3 protein-coding genes and 1 pseudogene are annotated in these 2,156 nt (G+C 64.3%); all 4 read right to left on the reverse strand.

The annotated features are described in order from the left end of the window. Window positions 1–102: pseudogene (locus Mlute_RS16315) on the reverse strand (adenylyltransferase); the annotation flags it as partial. A gap of 15 nt (window positions 103–117) precedes the next feature. Continuing rightward, complete coding sequence (locus tag Mlute_RS15080) at window positions 118–678, reverse strand: 5-formyltetrahydrofolate cyclo-ligase (protein WP_119361325.1); 561 nt, start codon at window positions 676–678, stop codon at window positions 118–120. A 32-nt stretch (window positions 679–710) separates the two neighbouring features. Then, window positions 711–1,712 carry a serine hydrolase domain-containing protein gene (locus tag Mlute_RS15085; RefSeq protein ID WP_119361326.1) on the reverse strand — a complete coding sequence of 334 codons (1,002 nt, stop codon included), beginning with the start codon at window positions 1,710–1,712 and terminating at the stop codon, window positions 711–713. Between the two features lie 2 nt (window positions 1,713–1,714). After that, window positions 1,715–2,156 (reverse strand): NAD(P)H-dependent oxidoreductase (locus Mlute_RS15090; RefSeq protein WP_147371135.1); only part of this gene is annotated, 442 nt, incomplete at its 5' end.

The raw sequence follows: 2,156 nt of genomic DNA on the forward strand, positions 1-2,156 counted from the left end.
CACCAGCACCGCGCTTTCTTTTAGCCGGGCCTGCCCCGCTCCCCCTACCCCAGGAAGCACGATGTGGCGTGCGTAGCGGTCAAGCTCCTCCTTGGTCCACATACCCACAAGCCTACTTCAGATGCTGATGACTTGGTGTGGGGTGGCGATCAAGTCCACCTTGCCCTCCGGTTCGCAGGGCAGGGCCTCAAAGACCATCAGGGTGTGGGCCAGGGTGGCCCAGGGGGCGGCGACCCGGAGGTTTTTGGGCGGAAAGCCATAGCCCTTGCCCAGCCAGCCCAGCTTTTCGTCCACCGCCACCGAGCCCACCAGCACCAGGTCAATGGGGATGTGTTCCAGCTCTACGGGCCGACCGAGCCAGGCGGCCTCCCGGATGCGCTTGAGTTGTTGGGGCGGCAAACCCTTTAGGCTCAGGTACCGGCCGGCCCTGTCCGGGTGGGGGATGAGGACTGTTTTTCCGGACTTCATGGCCGCTTCCCGCAAGGGCTTGAGCACCTGGTCTAGACCGGCCAGCACCACCTGGGCCTTGTGCCATAGGGGCAGGCGCATCAGCCGCTCGGCGGCCCGGCTGGCCCCCACGAAGTTGGGGTGGTGGCCGTGCGGGGGGAGGGGGTAGGTGGCCGCGTGGTGCCGGGCCAGCGCCGTCCAGACCATCTCGCGCACTTCACCCTGGGTCATAGCGGTTGGATGCCCTTTGCCTACTATTTAGGTTACGGGGCTTCCCCTGGGCCGGTCAGAAGACGAAGGAGGACCCGGTCTGAAAAGGGAGGACGGTTTCCCTCCAGAGACTCCAATATCCCTGCGGCCTGTCGTACCACCACCCAACCCTTCTCGCGGTGCACGTAAAGCCGTTGGCCGCCAGCGCCTGCGGCCACCACCCAACCGGGCTGATCGAGCTCGAGCCCGAACTGCCGCAAGGCCGTTTGCTGTTGTGGCGGTAGCGCTTTAGAAAGCCACCAGGTAAGGCCGTAGAAAGGGTTGACGGACGAGGGAAGGAAGCATTCGGCAACAAGGGCCTCGTCCAGTAGCCGTCGCCCTTGCCAAACCCCGCCCGTGCGCACCAGCTCGCCCAGACGTGCCCAGTTTCGTGCTGTGAGGAAGGCCCCAGAAGGGAGGTGGGGATAGCCGTCGGGACCTCGTCGCCAGAAGGCGTACTCTAGGCCCAAGGGAAAGAAGATGCGCCGCTCCAGGTAGGCCAGGGGGTCACCCCCTAGCTTTCGCCGCATCAGCTCGCCAAACACCTGAAAGGGAATAGGGCCGTAGGAGAAGCGGCTGCCTGGGGGGGCCGCTGCTGGGGTCTGCACTGCCTCGGCATAGGTAGGGGGGCGGCCTAGGCGGCCTCCAGGTAGGCCGCTTACAAGCTGTAAGAGCTGGCGTATGGTGATGGCCGAGCGTAGGGGGTCGTCCCGCCACTCTGAGAGGGTTTGAGCCACGGGCTCGTCCAGCGCTAGAAGACCGTCTTGGGCTGCTGCCACCGCCATAAGCCCGCTGAAGCTCTTGGTGCCGCTGGCGAGTTCGTGGGGCCGCTCGGGATGCCCGCCATTGGGATAATCCTCCCAGACCACCTTTCCCTCCACCATGACCAAAAGGGCGATGCCGCGGTGTTGGGCCGAGTATGCCGCGGCCTTCTCCAGGTTTGAGGGGCGTTGGGCTTGCCCCGATAGGCCTAGGCCAAACGAAACCAGACCCCCCAGCAGAGCGCGGCGTTGCATAGCTAAAGGCTACTATGGCTGAAGCGCAAGGGTTTTAGCTCAGCCAGCCTTTGCAGGTAGCCTCGAAAGGCCCCAAGGGTCTCTCTTCGCTCGGCCTCGCTCATTTCGGCGGGTCCGTAGGCGATGAAGGGAGGCAGCACCTCCATCCCGCAGTAGGCGAAGACGCCGTAGTGGATGGGTTCCAGAACCCGGAGCAGGTCTCGCTCGGGGGCTTCTTGGTAGTAAGCCGCCCGGGTTCCTGTGGTGAGGCAAAGCAGGGCCTGCTTGCCCCTAAAGAGGCCATGCTCAAAGGAATGGGCCTCATCGTAGGCAAACCCGTAGGCGAAGACCCGGTCAATCCAGCCTTTCATGATGGCCGGCATCCCATACCACCAGATGGGGAAGAGGAACAGGAGGAGGTCGGCCCGCCGTACCTTTTCTATCTCCCCCTCCACCCCCTGCACC

The sequence above is a fragment of the Meiothermus luteus genome, assembly GCF_003574085.1.
Classification (GTDB): Bacteria; Deinococcota; Deinococci; order Deinococcales; family Thermaceae; genus Meiothermus; species Meiothermus luteus.

Excerpts from the sequence above, each read along its gene's own strand:
- Mlute_RS15080 (WP_119361325.1), bottom strand. The coding sequence starts at position 678 with ATGACCCAGGGTGAAGTGCGCGAGATGGTCTGGACGGCGCTGGCCCGG.
- Mlute_RS15085 (WP_119361326.1), bottom strand. The coding sequence starts at position 1,712 with ATGCAACGCCGCGCTCTGCTGGGGGGTCTGGTTTCGTTTGGCCTAGGC.